Source organism: Frankia sp. AgB32, from assembly GCF_023243045.1.
Lineage (GTDB): Bacteria > Actinomycetota > Actinomycetes > Frankiales > Frankiaceae > Frankia.
Genome location: NZ_JALKFX010000020.1, coordinates 1 through 16,784, shown reverse-complemented (window position 1 = coordinate 16,784; position 16,784 = coordinate 1). Strand labels below are relative to the sequence as shown.

General features: G+C 71.0%; 16 protein-coding genes. 15 read left to right on the top strand and 1 reads right to left on the bottom strand.

Features of this window, described 5'->3' with window-relative positions:
• Positions 1–5: 5 nt before the first annotated feature.
• The 4 genes from MXD60_RS08560 to MXD60_RS08545 all read left to right on the top strand — a co-directional run bounded on the left by MXD60_RS08560 (position 6) and on the right by MXD60_RS08545 (position 3,782).
• Entirely contained in the window at positions 6–1,058 is a 1,053-nt protein-coding gene (locus MXD60_RS08560) for a phosphate starvation-inducible protein PhoH (RefSeq protein ID WP_248818461.1), read from the top strand.
• The gene (gene rnc, locus MXD60_RS08555; protein WP_248818460.1) at positions 1,055–1,870 is read left to right on the top strand and encodes a ribonuclease III; all 816 of its coding nucleotides are present in this window, start codon (positions 1,055–1,057) and stop codon (positions 1,868–1,870) included. The genes MXD60_RS08560 and rnc overlap by 4 nt, the downstream gene beginning before the upstream one ends.
• 46 nt (positions 1,871–1,916) lie before the next feature.
• Positions 1,917–2,810 (top strand): bifunctional DNA-formamidopyrimidine glycosylase/DNA-(apurinic or apyrimidinic site) lyase, encoded by an 894-nt coding sequence (gene mutM, locus MXD60_RS08550; protein WP_248818459.1) that lies wholly within the window; start codon positions 1,917–1,919, stop codon positions 2,808–2,810.
• Between the two features lie 204 nt (positions 2,811–3,014).
• Positions 3,015–3,782, top strand: a complete 768-nt coding sequence (locus tag MXD60_RS08545; protein ID WP_248818458.1) for a DUF2786 domain-containing protein — start codon at positions 3,015–3,017, stop codon at positions 3,780–3,782.
• A 67-nt stretch (positions 3,783–3,849) separates the two neighbouring features.
• Here the strand turns inward: MXD60_RS08545 and MXD60_RS08540 are convergent, their stop codons facing one another.
• Positions 3,850–4,197, bottom strand: coding sequence for a hypothetical protein (locus tag MXD60_RS08540; RefSeq protein WP_248818457.1), 348 nt, complete (start codon positions 4,195–4,197; stop codon positions 3,850–3,852).
• Between the two features lie 39 nt (positions 4,198–4,236).
• Here MXD60_RS08540 and MXD60_RS08535 point away from each other — a divergent pair, with 39 nt between their 5' ends.
• The 11 genes from MXD60_RS08535 to lepB all read left to right on the top strand — a co-directional run.
• Positions 4,237–4,533 (top strand): acylphosphatase, encoded by a 297-nt coding sequence (locus MXD60_RS08535; protein WP_518467584.1) that lies wholly within the window; start codon positions 4,237–4,239, stop codon positions 4,531–4,533.
• 213 nt (positions 4,534–4,746) lie between these two features.
• Positions 4,747–4,944 carry a hypothetical protein gene (locus tag MXD60_RS08530; protein WP_248818456.1) on the top strand — a complete coding sequence of 66 codons (198 nt, stop codon included), beginning with the start codon at positions 4,747–4,749 and terminating at the stop codon, positions 4,942–4,944.
• Positions 4,945–5,262: 318 nt separating this feature from the next.
• Positions 5,263–9,099 (top strand): AAA family ATPase, encoded by a 3,837-nt coding sequence (locus MXD60_RS08525; protein ID WP_248818455.1) that lies wholly within the window; start codon positions 5,263–5,265, stop codon positions 9,097–9,099.
• Between the two features lie 70 nt (positions 9,100–9,169).
• Positions 9,170–10,438, top strand: coding sequence for a signal recognition particle-docking protein FtsY (gene ftsY, locus MXD60_RS08520; RefSeq protein ID WP_248818454.1), 1,269 nt, complete (start codon positions 9,170–9,172; stop codon positions 10,436–10,438).
• 445 nt (positions 10,439–10,883) lie between these two features.
• On the top strand, positions 10,884–12,464 hold the full coding sequence (ffh, locus tag MXD60_RS08515; RefSeq protein WP_248818453.1) for a signal recognition particle protein: 1,581 nt from the start codon (positions 10,884–10,886) through the stop codon (positions 12,462–12,464).
• A 235-nt stretch (positions 12,465–12,699) separates the two neighbouring features.
• A complete protein-coding gene (gene rpsP, locus MXD60_RS08510; protein ID WP_248818452.1) occupies positions 12,700–13,161 on the top strand; it encodes a 30S ribosomal protein S16 in 462 nt (153 codons plus the stop codon).
• Positions 13,162–13,395, top strand: coding sequence for an RNA-binding protein (locus MXD60_RS08505; protein WP_009742328.1), 234 nt, complete (start codon positions 13,162–13,164; stop codon positions 13,393–13,395). It begins immediately after the preceding gene.
• 71 nt (positions 13,396–13,466) lie between these two features.
• The gene (rimM, locus tag MXD60_RS08500) at positions 13,467–14,024 is read left to right on the top strand and encodes a ribosome maturation factor RimM (RefSeq protein ID WP_248818451.1); all 558 of its coding nucleotides are present in this window, start codon (positions 13,467–13,469) and stop codon (positions 14,022–14,024) included.
• 42 nt (positions 14,025–14,066) lie between these two features.
• The gene (gene trmD / locus MXD60_RS08495) at positions 14,067–14,804 is read left to right on the top strand and encodes a tRNA (guanosine(37)-N1)-methyltransferase TrmD (RefSeq protein ID WP_248818450.1); all 738 of its coding nucleotides are present in this window, start codon (positions 14,067–14,069) and stop codon (positions 14,802–14,804) included.
• A 282-nt stretch (positions 14,805–15,086) separates the two neighbouring features.
• Complete coding sequence (gene rplS, locus MXD60_RS08490; RefSeq protein ID WP_248818449.1) at positions 15,087–15,443, top strand: 50S ribosomal protein L19; 357 nt, start codon at positions 15,087–15,089, stop codon at positions 15,441–15,443.
• Between the two features lie 242 nt (positions 15,444–15,685).
• The coding region (gene lepB / locus MXD60_RS08485; protein ID WP_248818448.1) for a signal peptidase I at positions 15,686–16,784 on the top strand (1,099 nt) is incomplete at its 3' end.

Below are 16,784 nucleotides of genomic sequence, written 5' to 3'. Positions count from 1 at the left end.
CCGATGTGACCCGCATCGCCGTTGATCTGTTGGGGGAAGGGCTGCCGGCCGGAGCCCTTCTCGAGGCGTTGCCCACAGCACTGGACGCGGATCCGCAGCTCGTCCTGATCCTGGTCGCGGCCGGAGGTGAGGTTCAGGACGAGCTGGCCCGGCAGGGGATCTCCGCCGGGGAACGGGTTCTGTTGCGCCCGGCCACCCAGCTGGTCTGTGCGGGACCCGAGGCCATCCGCGACGTGCGCGGCCGGCGGGACAGCGGGGTCCGGGTGGCGGCAAGGCTCGTCCGGGACGGCCAGGCCGACGCGATGGTCTCGGTGGCCCCGGTCGAGTCGGTGGTGGCGGCGGCCCGGTTCACCTGTGGTCTGCTGCCCGGATCGACGACGGCTGGGCTGGCAACGGACATCGGCCTTTCCGGCGCGACCGCCATTCTCTGCGACGCGGGAGCCGCTCCGAGCGCCACGGCCGACGAACTTGCTCAGTTCGCGCTCCTGGGCAGCGCCTATGCCGCCCTGCGCCGCTCGACGCGGAAGCCCCGCGTCGGCCTGTTGACGGCCCGGGCCGCGCTGGTGGATCCCCTCCGCCTGGCCGCCGACGAACTGCTGAGAGATCTGGACCTGAACTACGTGGGGTCGTGGACACCCGACCGGGCGGCACTCGGCACCGGCCATGGCGACGAGGTCGGTGACCACGGCGTCGGTCCGGCCGAGGTGCTGGTAACCGATGGTTACACCGGTGACATCGTCCTGTCGGCCTTCCGCTCGGCTCTGACCGGAGGACGGGACCAGGGCGTCGCGACGGGGGCGGACGCCGGACCCGATCCGGCCTGGGGAACACTGGGAGATCCTGACGTGCGGGGGGGAACGATCGTGCTGGGGGTTGACGGCGTCATGGTGCACGCCGAGCACACCCGAGGAGGATCCGTGGAAGCGGCCGGGAGCGGACTGCTCGCGGCTCTGGGCGTCGCGTCGATGGCGGTCCGGGGCGGACTGGTTTCGCGGTCCCGGACCGCGCTGGAGACTCTCGTCGCACGGCGACGGGCTCGTGCCGGGCTGGCCGGATGACCCGCCAGCTACCGCCTCCGCCGCCCCGGGACACCCTGATCGAGATGCTGAGTCCGGCCATCGATCCGGATCTGCTGGATCGAGCGCTGACGCATCGGTCGTACGCCTACGAGAAGGGCGGACTGCCGACCAACGAGCGCCTTGAGTTCCTGGGCGACGCCGTGCTCGGCCTGGTGGTCACCGCGGCACTGTTCCTGCGCCATCCCGACCTTCCCGAGGGGCAGCTGGCCAAGCAGCGGGCCTCGGTGGTCAACATGCGGGCGCTGGCCGACGTGGCTCGCGGGATCGGGCCGACAGGGCTCGGCCCCTACCTTCTCCTTGGGCGCGGCGAGGAGACCACTGGCGGTCGCGACAAGGCGAGCATTCTTGCCGACACGCTCGAGGCCGTCATCGGCGCTGTCTACCTGTCGGCGGGTCTGGACGTCGCCTCGGACTTCGTGCACCGCCTTTTCGATCCGCTGCTGGACGAGGCGGCCGGCCGGGGCGCCGGGCTCGACTGGAAGACGTCGCTCCAGGAACAGACGGCGTTGCTCACCCTTGGACCACCCGAGTACGTGGTCAAGGAGGCTGGCCCGGACCACGCCAAGCGGTTCACCGCGTACGCGAAGATCGCTGGCGAGTCGCTCGGCGAGGGCGAGGGCGGGAGCAAGAAGGAGGCGGAGCAGCGGGCCGCCGCCGCGGCGTTCTCCGTCCTGGAAAGCAGAGCGGCCAGGGTGGCGTCGCAGGGGGCGAACGGCGAGGCCGTCGACGCGATCGACGGACCGACCGGCGACCGGTCCGTGGACGGCGGCGCCGACCTCGGCGCTTCCTGACCGGTGCCCTCCCCGCCGCGGGCGTCGGCGTTGACGGCCGGACGTCATGCCTGAACTGCCGGAAGTGGAGGTCGTCCGGCGGGGGCTGGAACGCGGCGTCGTCGGACGAGTGATTGATTCCGTCCAGGTGTGCCATCCGCGGGCGGTCCGCCGCCACGAGGCCGGCGCCGATGACTTCAGCGCGGTACTGGTCGGGAAGCGGATCACCGCGGCGAGACGCCGCGGCAAGTACCTGTGGCTGGCGCTACGGCCGCCGGCGCTGGAGGCCGCGGTGCCGCCTGGCTCACCGGTAGCTGCCGACGCGTTGCTCGCGCACCTCGGCATGAGTGGCCAACTGCTCGTCGTACCTGGGTCGACGCCGGACCAGACCCACCTGCGGGTCCGTTTCACGTTCGCCGACCAGGGCCGGGAGTTGCGGTTCGTTGATCAACGCACGTTTGGCGGTCTGGCGGTCGCGCCGGGGGGCGGGGATCTTCCAGAGCAGATTTCGCATATCGCGCGGGACGTTCTTGACCCGGAGTTTGACGAGGATCTCGTCGTCCGACGAATGCGGGCGCGGCGTACCGGCGTCAAGCGGGCGCTGCTCGACCAGACGCTCGTCAGCGGCGTGGGGAACATCTACGCCGACGAGGCGTTGTGGGCCGCCCGCCTGCACTACGCGCGTCCGACCGAGACCATGACCCGCCCCGAGGTGCGGCGCCTGCTGGCCTGCGTCCGAGAGGTCATGACTGCCGCGCTCGCGGCGGGCGGCACCTCCTTCGACCGGCTGTATGTCTCGACGGAGGGCGTCAGTGGCCTGTTCGAAAGATCGCTGGAGGTCTACGGCCGGGCAGGGGAGGCCTGCGGCCGGTGCGGCGACACGATCCGGCGAGACGCCTTCATGAACCGGTCGAGCTTCACCTGCCCCACCTGCCAACGTCCCCCGCGCCGACCCAGGTGATAGCATTCGACCACACGTTCGAACGCGCCCCCGTCTTGGGGCTCGGATGTGGTCCGCGTGGCGGCGGTGAGGGCCCGTCCGCCGTGTCGGTCGACTCTTGTCGCCTCGTCCGGGGCCGAGCTGGGACTCTCCCGGTTCGGTGAGGCATCACCGAGGGCGCCGGGTTGCGCTACGGCAGCCCGGCGCGAGAGGGATGGAGGCGCTGTGAATCCGGACGCGCTGCTCAGTCGGGTGCGGAAGTTGCTCGCCATGGCGGAGGCCGAGGGCCTGACCGAGGCGACCAGGGAGGCCTACAACAGCAAGGCGGTCGAGCTCATCGCCCAGTACGGCATCGATCGTGCGCTGCTCGAGGAAGCCGAGCCCCAGCGGATGGCGGCAGCGGACCTTGTGGTCGCGGTCGAATCGCCCTACGCCCGAGACAAGATCTCGTTGTTGGCTGGCGTCGCGGCGCCGCTGGGCTGTCGCCTGGTGCACCGCACCTCCCGGCAGCAGGAGGGGACCGCCCATTCAGCGCACCTGTTCGGCATGGCAGCGGACATTCACCGGGTGCAGCTGTTGTTCACGTCTCTGCTGGTGCAGCAGGCACACGGCCTGGCTGTGCTCCGTCCCCCGCGACATGAGGATCCCCGGGCGTTCCGGCGGTCATGGATGGCCGGCTTTGCGCTGGCAGTCGCGGAGCGGCTTGCCGCGGCGGAGAGATCGGCCCGCGATCGGGCGCAGGCCGCTCGGCGTCAGGAGCCCACAGAGAGTGCGGAGGGTGGGCCCTCCGTGGCGGTAGTGCTGGCGGATCGGAGTCGGCGGGTGGAGGCGCACCTCGCGAGTGTCTATCCGCGTCTGCGCACGCCGCGTATTCGGCATCTCTCCGGCAGTGGCGGCCGTGAGGGATTCCTGGCCGGCGAGCGAGCCGATCTCGGATTGGGGAACCGGGTTGCCGGTCGAACCTCACCCGCGATCGGCTCGCGGAAACAGTGACGGTGTGAAATCTGTGCAGTAGGCGTCTCGGACGGAGAGGGCCCGAAAACGACAGCGGACTAGTGAGTCAGAGCTTTCCGCCGGGAAGGTTCGGAACGGCGGTCTGGGTCGGACCAGAGGTCCGCGGCGGAGCGTAGCCGGGGCCGATGATCTTTTCGCCATCCACGGGCGCGGGCGTCACATGGCGATCGCCATCGGCACTCGCGTGGGGGACGGGCAGGACGCCGCCATCCTGGTGGAAGTTCTGCCCGCAGCCGCTGAGAATCAGGGCGGAACCGAGCGCTGCGCCGACGATGGCGACTGCGGTCGTCCTGCCGCGAAAACGCGCCTGCATTGATCGCATGCCGCGGAGATCCACCGGCCGTGCTGCCTTGCCCGGCTGGTCCTCCGCCTGAGGGAGAGATGAGGTGTCCACGATGGGCAGTACCCTACCTTGCTGATGAGTGAGCTACCGATGAAGCAGCCGGCGGCTGGCACGTCCGTGGTTCGGTTCACCGCCCTGGTCCACGGGCGTGTGCAGGGCGTCGGCTTTCGTGACTACGTGCGCACTCGTGGCCGTCGCCTGGGTCTGGTGGGTTCTGCCACAAATATGCCGGATGGTGCTGTCGAGGTGATTGCGGAGGGCGCGGAGACCGCCTGCCGCGATCTCGTGCGGTTGCTGGTGACCGGTCATACCCCCGGATGGACGGATCAGGTCGTGGTCCTGTGGCGAAGGGCACAAGGTGATCTGGTTGGCTTTCGCCGGAAGTGACCGCGTGTAGACGCGGCACTGGCAGATCTGTCATCAGGGCGACGGGCGAGATTTCGCGTGTTCACCGGATCGCCCAGGGGGCATGTGGCATGCTCTTGACTTTCGGTCACGCCCCGTGGGACTCTAGAGCCATTGTTGGGGGCGCACTCTGATCTGTTCGGATCTTGTGTTGTCCAACGCCCACTAGGTCACTCATCGTGGAGGACCATCACTATGGCGAAGGCCCTTTTCGGCCACGTCGGTTCCGGCAGCGACTTGCGTCTCTCCTATGAGGTGCGTCGGCTCCGTGCGCGGGTCGCGGAGCTCGAAGCCGAGCTGACTCGAGTACGTGAGGTCAACGAGGCACTGGTCGGTGGTGTCGACGTACCGGAGGATGTCCGGGCGCTCGACGCTGCGCCGGCGTACAGCTGAACGAAATGATCGGCCTCGTCGGGGCGTTTCGCTGAGGCGTCCTCGACGGGTACTAATCGTCAGTTTTTACGATTTAATTAGCCCTGCATGCTCACAGCCTCTTACTCTTTGTGGCTGACCCCTGCCTTGGGGTGGCGCGCCCTGTGCTGCGCCTGAGCGTGCCTGGAATTTCCCGCCCTGGGTGGTAGTCCGGCTCTGGCGGAGTGTGGCTGTATGGCTGCGCTCCGCTGCTCGCTAGGATGAGGCGTCCGTCGTCGGCTGTTTGCGCAGATCTGTTGCCGGCCCGACGAGCCCTTCTCGCCGTTGCCCCGGAGACCGGTGCATCTCAAGAGTCTGACCCTGCGGGGCTTCAAGTCCTTCGCCAGCTCGACGGCGTTGCACCTCGAGCCGGGCATCACCTGCGTGGTCGGGCCCAATGGCTCGGGCAAGAGCAACGTTGTGGACGCCATCGCGTGGGTTCTCGGGGAACAAGGCGCGAAAGCCCTTCGCGGTGGCGCCATGTCCGACGTCATCTTCGCGGGTACACCCGCCCGCCCGGCGCTCGGCCGGGCCGAGGTTCTCCTGACGATCGACAACACCGACGGTGCGTTGCCCATCGAGTACACCGAGGTGACCGTCGGCCGGTTGCTCTTCCGTAGCGGCGAGAGCGAATACACGATCAACGGTACGAGTTGCCGGCTGCTGGACATCCAGGAGCTCATGAGCGACTCCGGAATCGGTCGTGAGCTGCACGTCATCGTTGGTCAGGGGCAGCTTGACGCGGTGCTGCACGCCCGGCCGGAGGATCGCCGCGCCTTCATCGAGGAGGCCGCCGGCGTCCTCAAGCACCGCAAGCGCAAGGAAAAGGCGCTGCGCAAGCTCGAGGCGATGTCAGCGAACCTGACCAGGCTCACCGACCTTTCGGCGGAGCTGCGTCGGCAGCTCGGTCCGCTGGGTCGGCAGGCGGAGATCGCCCGCAAGGCGGGCATGATCCAGGCGGCGCTGCGAGATGCCCGGCTGCGGCTGCTGGCGGACGACGTGCACGCCGCCCGAGGCGCGATCACCACGGACGCCGCCGACGAGGACGCGCTGCGCAGGCGCCTCGTCGAGACCGAGGCCGCGCACGCCACCGCCGCGCAGCGGGAAGCCCGGCTGCAGGCCGATCTCGCCGAGATCGTGCCCCGAACGGCGGCGGCCCAGGAGACCTGGTACGCGATCGCATCGCTACGTGAACGGCTGTTGGGAACGCGTTCGCTGGCAACCGAACGGGCCCGGCTGCTACGCACCGCGTCCGACGATCTTCGTGGCCGACGTGACCCCGACGAGCTGGAGCAGGAGGCGACGGCTGTCCGGGAGCAGGAGGTGGCGCTCACCGAGCGGCTCGAGGTCGACCGGGAACGGCTGGAAGAGGTCATCACGCGCCGGGCCGGGCTCGAGGCGGAGCTTGCCCGCGAGGAACGTGAGCTGATCGCCGCCGCTCGGGCCGCCTCGACGCGGCGTGAGGAGATCGCTCGCCTGGCCGGCCAGGTCGAGGCCGCCCGGTCGAGGGCCACCAGCGCGGAGGAGGAGATCGCGCGTGCCACCGAGTCGCTGGTGGCAGCGCGCGACCGGGACGCCGAGACCTCGCAGTCGCGGGCCGCTCTGGACACCGAGCTCGAACGGATGGATGACGCCCGCAGCGATCTCACCGAGCAGCACGACGCGGCCGTGGCGGTGCATGCCGCCGCGACCGAGCGGTTGGAGACACTGCGCGGTCAGGAGCGCTCCGCCGAGCGCGACCGTGCTTCCTGGGCGGCCCGCCGGGACGCGCTTCGACAGTCGCTCGCTCCGGCCGACGGAGTGGCAGCGCTGCTCGAAGCGGCCAGCCGCGCGCACGCCGCGGGAACGGCGAACGCCGGCGAGGCCGAGGCGGACGGGGCCAGCGAGGACGGGGCCAGCGAGGTGGCGCCCGGGCCCGGCCGAGGTGGGCAGACCGAACCGCCGGTCTCGCCCGGCCCGGCCGGCGGTCGGAAGAACGCTGGCCGCGGGCATCGCGCCGGCGCGGATCGCCGAAACGATCGCAAAGCGGGCACCGAGCGCCTGGGCGGCTCAACTCCGCCGCCGCTGGACGCGCCGTTCGCGCCGATCGGCCGGCTCTCGGCCGTCCTGACCGTGCGGCCCGGAGCGGAGGTCGCGGTGGCTGCCGCCCTGGGACCGGCGGCCGACGCGCTCCTGGTCGCCGGGCCCGCGGACGTGCTGACCGCCTTCGCCTGGCTCCGCCGGGCCGACGCCGGACGCGCCGCGCTGGTGACAGCGTCGTGGCTGGTTGGCCAGGGCGCCGACGAGGCCGCGCCGGAAGCGGCCGGCCCGGGGGCGCTGGGGCAGGCGGATCACTCGACGAGTGGCCTACCCGCGGGCTGGGTGGCCGTCCTGGACCTGGTGGAGATCACCGACGGGCGGTTCGTCCCGGCGATGACGGCGCTGCTCGCCGGGACGATCGTGGTCGACGACCTGCCCGCCGCGGAGTCGGCCCTCGCCGCCCGCCCGGATCTGCGCATGGTGACGCGGGCGGGTGACGTCCTTGGACCGGCGGTGTCCGTCGGTGGGAGCGCCAACCCGCCGTCGGCGATCGAGCTGCAGGCCGCGGCGGACGAGGCGGAGGCGGGCGTCGCGGAATCCGAGCGGCGAGGCGAACAGGCGCGGGACGCGTTGGAACCGGCTCGGGCGGAGGTGGCCCGGACCCGATCAGCGATCGACGCGGCGCTCGCGGCGCTGCACGGTGCCGACGCGCGCTATCGCGCACTCTCCGAGCAGGTCGCGCAGTTGGACCGGGCCCGGGGAAGCGCCGGTTCGGAAGTGGCGCGCCTCGAGGCGGTGCGCGGCCGGGCGGAGAGCGCGCGCGATCGGGCCTACGGCGCGCTGAGCGAGCTCGAGACGTCGCTGGCGACCGTGTCCGCCCAGCCGGAGATCGACGAGCATTCACCCGAGGAGCGGGATCGCCTGGTCACCTCCACGTCGGCCGTGCGGGCCGCGGAGGTGGAAGCCCGGCTGGCGGTGCGCACGAGCGAGGAGCGGGCGAGGGCACTACAGGGGCGGGCGGATGGGTTGATCCGGGCGGCGGCGAACGAGCGGGCGGCCCGCGCGGCCGCGGCCCGTCGGCGGGAGGTGCGTGAGCGCCAGGCGGCGGTCGCCGCGGCGCTGGGGGACGCGGCCCAGGCGACGTTGAATCGGCTGGACCGCTCGCTGGCCCGTGCCGCGACGGAACGCGAGCAGGCCGACACGCTGCGGCGGAGCACGGACGCGGAGCTCACCGCCGTGCGTGAGCAGGGCCGGGCCCTGACGACGGAACTCGCGGGTCTGCGCGACGTGGCCCACCGGGACGAGCTTGCCCGGGCGGAGAAACGACTGCGGGTCGAGGCCCTGGAGACCAGGGCGATGGAGGAGTTCGGGATCGGAGCGGACGACCTGCTCGCCGAGTTCGGGCCGCGGGTTCCCGTCCCGCCGGACGACCCGGATGGCGTCGCGGTGCCGTTCGACCGGGCCGAGCAGACGGCCCGCGCGGCCACCGCGGACAAGCAGTTGGCTCGGCTCGGCCGGATCAACCCGCTCGCCCTCGAGGAGTTCGCCGCGTTGCAGGAGCGCGCGGCGTTCCTGTCGAGCCAGTTGGACGACATCCGCAGTACCCGGCGTGACCTCCTGTTGGTCGTGGAGGAGGTGGATGTCCGGGTTCGGGAGGTCTTCGCGGCGGCGTTCGCGGACACCGCGCGGGAGTTCGAGGTGGTGTTCGCGACGCTCTTCCCAGGAGGGGAGGGCCGGCTGGTGCTCACCGACCCCGACGACATGCTGACGACCGGCATCGAGGTCGAGGCGCGTCCGCCCGGCAAGAAGGTGAAGCGGTTGTCCCTGTTGTCCGGCGGCGAGCGGTCGTTGACCGCGCTCGCGCTGCTGCTGGCCATCTTCCGCGCGCGGCCTTCGCCGTTCTACGTGCTCGACGAGGTCGAGGCGGCGCTCGACGACCGCAACCTCGGGCGGCTGCTGACGGCGCTCGAGGGACTGCGGGAGAAGTCGCAGCTCATCATCATTACCCACCAGAAGCGCACGATGGAGATCGCCGACGCACTGTACGGCGTGGCGATGCGGGGTGACGGGGTGACGACCGTGATCAGCCAGCGGTTGCGGGAACGTAGCGCGGTCTGAGGCAGCCCGGGTGGGGGTTACCCGCGGGTGAGGACGCCGTACCCCGGCGCGCATCTGTCAGGATCGGAGTGTGGAGCTCCTCATCCTGATCGTCGTCATCGCCGTCGCCGTGGTGGCCACCGTGGGTCTGGCGGTGGGCAGCGCCGTGCGTCGGCGGCCGCGCCGCCGGCCGGTGCACGGCGCCCGTTCCGACAGTGAGCTGTCACCCGGTGTCGTCGATGTCGAATCGCCCCGGGCCGCCGTGGCCGGCACGATCGACGAGGCCCGACCTGTGGAAACCACGTCGCAGCCGGGGGAGCCGGCGGGCACCGCTGTGGACGCCGGCACTGCTGTCGACGCCGGCAGCGCCGTGGACGCCGGCACCGCCGTGGCGCCGGTCCCACCGCAACAGCGGCCCCCGGTCGAGACGCCCGCCCCGGGCGACGGTCGTCTCGTCCGACTGCGGATGCGCCTGGCCCGGTCGCAGAACTCCCTCGGCAAGGGCCTGCTCGCGCTGCTTTCCGGAGATCGGCTGGACGAGGAGACCTGGGAGGACGTGGAGGCGACCCTGCTGGTCGCCGACGTCGGGGTGGCGGCGACGAACGAGCTTGTCGCCGCCCTGCGGGAGCGGACGAAGGTGCTGGGCGCGAGCACCCCGGCGCAGGCCCGCGAGATGCTGCGGGACGAACTGCTGGCCCAGGTCGGCACGACGACGGACCGCTCGCTGCGGACGTCGGTGCCGGACCGTCCCGCGGTCGTGCTGGTCGTCGGAGTCAATGGCACGGGCAAGACGACGACCTGCGGAAAGATCGCCCGCCTGGTGGTGGCTGATGGACGGACAGTCGTGTTGGGCGCCGCCGACACGTTCCGCGCCGCGGCCGCGGACCAGTTGCAGACCTGGGGCGAGCGGGTCGGGGCGCAGACCGTCCGCGGCGCCGAGGGCGGCGATCCGGCGTCCGTGGCGTTCGACGCGGTGAAGCAGGGCGTGGAGTCGGCCGCCGACACGGTGCTGATCGACACCGCCGGCCGGCTGCACACGAAGACGGGCCTGATGGACGAGCTCGCGAAGATAAAGCGGGTTGTCGGCAAGCATGGCCCGGTCGACGAGGTGTTGCTGGTGCTGGATGCCACGACCGGACAGAACGCGCTGGTTCAGGCCCGGGTCTTCACCGAGGCCGTCGATCTGTCCGGGGTGGTGCTGACGAAGTTGGACGGCACGGCCAAGGGCGGCATCGTGATCGCCGTGCAGCGTGAGCTGGGCGTGCCGGTGAAGCTGATCGGTCTCGGCGAGGGGCCGGACGACCTGGCGCCGTTCGAACCCGAGGCGTTCGTCGACGCGCTGCTGGGCGAGCCCGCCTGACCAGCCGGGTGGCACCATCGTGCCCCGGCCGTCGGGTGGACCACTAATTGACACGTGTCGCCGCGCGTCAAGGACTTCCTGTCGTCGATCCTGTGATCTAGGCTTCATCGTGCTGGGCGTCGGCAGGCTCCCGGCACGTCGCGACCAGGGTCCTCGGCGCGTTCCAGGCTGGGGGTGAGCGTCCGGCGAGGCGACTCGCCGTCCTCAGCGCAGAGGGCGGGCCCGGCTGGCAGACGGCCAGACCGGGGTCCGTGCGGGTATGCCTCGCCGGGTCGCGCCCGGTTCGGGCCCGGCCGTGCCGCGGCTGGTTCGTCCCGCCGCGGCGGGCGCCCGGTCGACTGCGCCGGATCGCGCCGGTCAGGTGCGCGGACGCGGGGTGTGTTGTCCTCGTCGTCGGATGCGTACGCTGGTGCCTGCGGTCCGCCTGCGATCCCGGAGTGTGCGTGTGTTCGACACCCTTTCCAGCCGCCTCGACAAGGTCTTCACGTCGCTGCGTGGTCGGGGTCGCCTGACCGATGCGGACATCGACGCGACCGCCCGGGAGATCCGGGTCGCGCTGCTCGAGGCGGATGTCGCGCTGCCGGTGGTTCGCTCCTTCGTAGCGGCGATCAAGGAGCGGGCGAGGGGTGCGGACGTCAGCGCATCGCTGAATCCGGCCCAGCAGGTCATCAAGATCGTTAATGAGGAGCTCGTCAGGATCCTCGGCGGCGGGACCACCACGCTGCGATTCGCCAAGACTCCTCCCACCGTCATCCTGCTCGCCGGCCTGCAGGGCACGGGTAAGACCACGCTTGCCGGCAAGCTCGGCCGGTGGCTGAGCAACCAGGGGCACACCCCGCTGCTGGTCGCGGCGGACCTCCAACGGCCGAACGCGGTCAACCAGCTCCAGGTGGTCGGTGCCCGGGCCGGGGTCGAGGTGTTCGCCCCCGAACCGGGAAACGGTGTGGGTGACCCGGTCCAGGTGGCCCGGGACGCGCTCGCGCACGCCCGGCGCCACGTTTTCGACGTGGTCGTCGTCGACACGGCCGGCCGGCTCGGTGTCGACGAGGAGATGATGCGCCAGGCCGCTGACATCCGCGACGCCGTCTCGCCGGACGAGATCCTCTTCGTTCTCGACGCGATGATCGGTCAGGACGCGGTCGCGACCGCGGGAGCCTTCGCCGAGGGCGTCGGGTTCAGCGGAGTGGTGCTGACGAAGCTCGATGGCGACGCCCGGGGCGGCGCGGCGCTGTCGGTGGCCGAGGTGACCGGCCGGCCGATCATGTTCGCCTCGACCGGCGAGACGCTCGACGACTTCGACGTCTTCCACCCGGAGCGGATGGCGTCCCGGATCCTCGGCATGGGTGACGTGCTCACCCTGATCGAGCAGGCGGAGAAGGCGTTCGAGGCCGAGCAGGCCGAGGCGATGGCCGCGAAGATGGCCGCCTCGGAGTTCACCCTCGAGGACTTCCTCGACCAGATGCTCACGGTTCGCAAGATGGGCCCGATCGGCAACCTGCTCGGCATGCTTCCCGGCATGGGCCAGATGAAGGAGCAGCTGGCCCAGGTCGACGATCGGGACATCGACCGGGTGGTGGCGATCATCCGGTCGATGACGCCGGCGGAACGCCACGATCCGAGGATCCTGCAGGCGTCCCGCAAGGCGCGGGTCGCCCGCGGCTCCGGCGTCACCGTCACCGAGGTCAACCAGCTGCTCGACCGCTTCACCGAGGCGCGCAAGATGATGCGGCAGATGGCCGGCGGCATGGGCATGCCCGGGGCGATGGGTCGGGCGAAGGCGGCCTCCGCCCGCAAGACCGCGAAGAAGGGCAAGGGTGCCAACCGCAAGGGCAACCCGGCGGCCCGGGCCGCGCAGGCCAAGGCGCAGAAGTCGGCGTCGCAGGACCGTCTCGCGAAGGGCCCCGGGCTGCCGGACGGACTGCCTGACGGACTGCCTGACGGCATGCCGGACCTCGCCGCGCTCATGCGCCAGCAGCAGGGTGGTTTCGGCGGGCCGCCGCCGCACGGCCCGCGTCAGGGCCGCTGAGCGTCGCTGCCGGGCGGATCCGACCGGGCGTTCCCGGGCCACCGGTATCTCGCGCGATCTGGCAGACTGTAAGCTCTACTGCAGGCCCTGCCTGCCAGCGTCGGTGTGGCTGCCCACTGAGCTCGTTATCGAGCCCTTCGAGTGGTCGTTCCGGCGCTGGTGCTTCCCGCCGCCGATCACGCCGCCCTTGCGTCGGCGAGGCGGTCACCGACACGTCTGGAGCCGTTCGACCACCGTGGCAACCAAGATCAAATTGCAGCGCCTCGGCAAGATGCGCGAGCCGCACTACCGCATCGTCGTCGCCGACGCCCGCACCAAGCGGGATGGTCGCGTCATCGAGGCCATCGGGCAGTACCACCCGAAGTCCGACCCGAGCATCATCAAGGTCGACGCCGAGCGGGTGGAGCACTGGCTGACGGTCGGCGCCCAGCCCACCGAGCCGGTCCTCGCGATCCTCAAGGTCACCGGCGACTGGCAGAAGTTCAAGAACCTGCCGGCGCCCCCGCCGATGAAGGTCGCCGAGCCGAAGCCGGACAAGCGTGAGGTCTTCCAGGCAGCGGCGCGTGCTGCGGCGGGTGCTGACGACCGCCCGGCGACCACCCCGAAGAAGGCCAAGAAGGCCGCCTCGGCGGACGGCGCTGACGCGTCGGCCACAGAGGCTCCGGCCGCGGACGCGTCGACGACCGCGGGGCAGTAGGTGCTGGAGGCAGCCCTCGAGCATCTCGTGCGTGGCATTGTCGATCACCCCGACGATGTTCGGGTGGACCTCAACAACGGCCGGCGCGGGCGGACCCTCGAGGTCCGGGTGCATCCCGACGATCTCGGCAAGGTCATCGGCCGGCGCGGCCGCACGGCTCGCGCGCTGCGCACCGTCATGGGCGGTGTCGGTGGTCGCGGACTGCGGATCGACGTCGTCGATGTGGACCGCTGACCGTCGATCCGGCGGCCGGTTCGGCATCGTCCCGCCCCGCGGGCCGAGGTGCTCGATGGCCGAGGCGCTCCGTGGGTGACGAGGTCCGTCGCGGCGAGCCGATCGTGGTCGGCCGGATTGGCCGGCCACACGGCCTCCGTGGCGAGGTCACCATCGAGGTCCGTACAGACGTGCCGCAGCGGCGGTTCGCGGTGGGCGCGGAGCTTGGTCGTGCCGGCGGTGGTGCCAGCCTGACCGTCGCTGGCGCCCGGTGGCATTCGGGCCGGCTCCTGCTCCGCTTCGTCGGCGCCGCCGATCGCGAGAGCGCCGAGGCGCTGCGGGATGTGCTGCTCACCATCGACGAGGCCGATGCCGGCCCACCCCTCGATGACGACGAGGGGGAGGACGGCCAGGGCGATCTGTGGTGGGACCGGGACCTCGTCGGTCTCGAGGCCGTGACCACCACCGGCGACAGCCTGGGCCGGATCACCGACGTGATCCACGCTCCCGCGGGTGACCTGCTCGCGGTCGGGCGACCGGGCGGTGGCGAACATCTCGTCCCGTTCGTGCGGAACATCGTGCCGACGGTGGATCCCGCGGCCGGCCGCGTCATCGTGGATCCGCCGCCGGGCCTGCTGGATCTCGACTGAGCCGCACCGACGGGTTCGCGTCGTTCGACCGGGGAGCAGTCGATGCGTGCTGACGTCATCACCATTTTTCCCGCTTATCTCGAGCCGCTCCGGCTGTCCCTGGTGGGCCGGGCCCGCGAGCGCGGGACCCTCGACATCCGCGCGCACGACCTGCGGACGTGGACGACCGACGTCCATCGCACCGTTGACGACGCCCCCTACGGCGGCGGCCCCGGGATGGTGATGCGCCCGGAACCCTGGGATGCGGCGCTGACGGAGATAGCCGCCTCGGTCCCGGGCAGTCGTCCCCGGGTCGTGGTGCCCACTCCCGCTGGCGTGCCGTTCACCCAACGTCGGGCCGAGGAGCTGGCTCAGGAACCCTGGCTGGTTTTCTGCTGCGGCCGCTACGAGGGCATCGACGCGCGGGTGATCGATGCCTGGGCCGACGACGAGATCTCGATCGGGGACTACGTCCTGGCTGGCGGCGAGGTGGCCACGCTGGTGATTCTCGAGGCGGTGGCGCGGCTGCGGCCCGGCGTGCTCGGCAACAGCGATTCCGCCGCGGACGACTCGTTCTCCGACGGCCTGCTGGAGGCGCCGGTGTACACCCGTCCGCAGGTGTGGCGGGAGGTGGAGGTGCCGGCCGTCCTGCGGTCCGGCGACCATGGTGCCGTCGCTCGGTGGCGGCGTCAGCAGGCGCTGCGCCGTACCCTGGAGCGCCGGCCGGACCTGCTCGCCGACGTCGACCTGACCGCTTCGGATCGGGCCGTGCTCGACGCAGTGGCGGGTGAGCCCGGCTGAGCGCTCGACTGTCGGTGGGCGTGCTGCCGTGGCGTGCCCGCGGGGATCTGCGCCCGGGTGTGCGGTCACGGCCGTCCAGCGTGTGGCACAGTACAATGCAGTGTCCGCCGGTTCGTGACCGGCTCGGGTGGCCTTAGCTCGAGTGATCGCTGCGGGATGTCTCTCCGTGGCGGAGCCTGTCTACGCGCGGTCCGGGTCGGGCTCGGCCAACGGGTTGTTCGCCGTCGGTTCTGGGCCGTAGCGCGGACGATCCACTCCCACTTTCTTCAGGAAGCGACTGCCATGCACACCCTGGACAGCCTCGACGCCGAGTCGCTGAGGACCGACGTGCCCGAGTTCTGGCCGGGCGACACCCTCAAGGTCCACGTGCGGGTCGTCGAAGGAAACCGTCAGCGCATCCAGGTCTTCCAGGGTGCTGTCATCCGCCGGCAGGGCGGAGGCATACGGGAGACCTTCACCGTGCGAAAGGTGAGCTTCGGCGTCGGCGTCGAGCGCACCTTCCCGACGCACAGCCCGATCGTGTCGAAGATCGAGATTGTGACCCGGGGTGACGTCCGTCGCGCGAAGCTCTACTACCTGCGCCAGCTTCGCGGCAAGGCCGCGAAGATCAAGGAGAAGCGGGATCCGATCGCGCGTTGAGACTTTCCGCGCCCGTGCCCGCCAGGATCTTTGATTGGCGACTTGCCGGTACTCCGTGCGCGTGTTGACCACGTTCTTGGACCAAGATGGGCAGCACGGTCCGCAACGGCGTCGCGATGGGCGGCTGGTGGCACGTCGACCGGTCCGATGAGGTCTGACGGCCGAATCAGCGAGGTGGCGGAGTGAACGCATCGAGTCCGGGTGGGCATCGTCCGCCGTCGGACGCCGGGGGCGACCGGCCGATGGACGATCATCGGCCTGGTGAGCACCGTGCCGTCGAGCGGCCGCCGGCGGCGCCGGGATCGGACGCCGCGGAGGACCGAACCGACTGGGACGACGACATTCCCGTCGCCGACCGGTCGGTTGTCGGTGCCCGCCCCGGCGCGACCGGCTCTGGTGAGGATCTCCAGGCAGCGCCTGGATCGGCAGTCGCGGATCGCACCCGCCGCGTCGCGCGACCCGGGTCGGGTCAGCGCGGGCGCGGATCTTTCCTGCGCGAGCTTCCCGTCCTCGTGCTGGTCGCCTTTCTGCTCGCGCTGCTCATCAAGGCGCTGCTGGTCCAGGCCTTCTGGATTCCGTCCGAGTCGATGGAACGCACCCTGCTGATCAATGATCGTGTGCTGGTCAACAAGGTCGTCTATCACTTCCGGGATGTGCACCGCGGCGAGATTGTCGTGTTCAACGGCAAGGGGACCGGTTTCGACCATGCGGAGTCGATCGTCCCGAAGCCGACCAACGTGGTCAGCAGGTTCATCCGCGGCGCGCAGGGCCTGCTCGGTCTGGGTGCCCCCAGCGAGACCGACTTCATCAAGCGTGTCATCGCCGTCGGCGGGGACACCGTGACCTGCTGCGACGCGGAAGGCCGGGTGTCGGTCAACGGCCATCCGCTCGACGAGCCGTACGTGTACCAGAACGACTACCAGCGCTTCGGCCCGGTGAAGGTGCCCAAGGGCTATCTGTGGGTGATGGGCGATCATCGTGGCGCCTCGTCCGACGCCCGGGCGAATGGTCCGATCCCGCAGAGCAAGGTGGTTGGGCGGGCCTTCGTGCGGGTGTGGCCGCTGAGCCGGTTCGGCTTCCTCGGCGTGCCGACGAAGACGTTCAGCGGTATTCCGTCGGCCGCGGCGGCGGTGCCGGGAACCGCCGCGCCCACGCCCGCTGCGATGGCTCAGCCCGGGCAGGAGATCCCTTCCGGCCCACCGTCGGTGGACTCCATGTCGTTGGTCGTCCTGGCGGGGGGGCCCCCCCCGGGGGGCCCCCCCCCCCGTCCGCCACCGCGAGGACCCCCGAACCGGCGTGCACAGCGTCCTGATTACCTGGGCGGACCAGGCCCTGGTCGGA